The sequence below is a fragment of the Dietzia sp. B19 genome, assembly GCF_014145155.1.
GTDB lineage: Bacteria > Actinomycetota > Actinomycetes > Mycobacteriales > Mycobacteriaceae > Dietzia > Dietzia natronolimnaea.
The window spans coordinates 1-1,106 of sequence record NZ_JAALED010000264.1 but is presented as its reverse complement, the minus strand read 5'-3'; the positions used below and the strand labels follow the sequence as shown (position 1 = coordinate 1,106).

At 72.3% G+C, this 1,106-nt stretch carries 1 protein-coding gene; it reads left to right on the top strand.

Annotation, left to right across the window (positions count from 1 at the left end):
• The coding region (locus G6020_RS08430) for a heavy metal translocating P-type ATPase (RefSeq protein WP_182610316.1) at positions 1 to 1,106 on the top strand (1,106 nt) is incomplete at both ends.

Here is a 1,106-nt window from a genome sequence, read left to right as displayed (position 1 = left end):
CACGGCTCGTTCACCATGGACACCCTCGTGTCGATCGGCACGTCCGCCGCCCTGTTGTGGTCGCTGTACGCCCTGTTCTTCGGCCACGCCGGGATGCCGGGCATGACCCACGGGTTCGAGTTCTCGCTCTCGCCCAGCGACGGCGCGGGGGACATCTACCTCGAGGCCGCCGCCGGGGTCACCACCTTCGTGCTGCTGGGTCGCTACATCGAGGCCCGGTCCAAGCGCACGGCCGGGGCGGCGCTCCGATCGCTGCTCGAGCTCGGCGCCAAGGACGTCGCGGTGCTGCGCGACGGCGTCGAGACGCGGATCCCCGTGGAGAACCTGCAGGTCGGTGACGAGTTCATCGTGCGCCCCGGCGAGAAGATCGCCACCGACGGCCGGATCGTCGACGGCGCCTCCGCCGTCGACACCGCCATGGTCACCGGTGAATCCGTGCCTGCCGAGGTCTCCACCGGCGACGCCGTGGTCGGCGGCACGGTCAACACCAGCGGGCGGCTGATCGTCCGGGCCACCCGCGTGGGATCGGACACCCAGCTCGCGCAGATGGCGCGGATGGTCGAGGACGCACAGTCCGGGAAGGCCGCCGCGCAACGCCTGGCTGACCGCATCTCCGGGGTCTTCGTCCCCGCCGTCCTGGTCTTGGCGGCCGCGACGTTCGCCTTCTGGCTGCTCACCGGATCCGGCACCTCCATGGCGTTCACGGCCGCGGTCGCGGTGCTCATCATCGCCTGCCCCTGTGCGCTCGGTCTGGCCACGCCCATGGCCCTCATGGTGGGGACCGGCCGCGGTGCGCAGCTGGGCATCCTCATCAAGGGCCCCGAGGTCCTGGAGTCCACCCGCCGCGTCGACACGATCGTGCTCGACAAGACCGGCACCGTGACCACCGGAACGCCCGCGCTGGTCTCGGTGACCGCCGCGGACGGCGAGGACGAGACGCAGGTGCTGCGCCACGCCGGTGCGGTGGAGGACGCCTCCGAGCACCCCATCGCCCGGGCCGTCGCCGCCGGCGCCCGAGAGCGGGTCGGTGACCTACCGGCCGTAGCGGGCTTCCGCAACACCGAGGGGCTGGGGGTGTCGGGACGGGTCGGAGCCGACCCGACTGA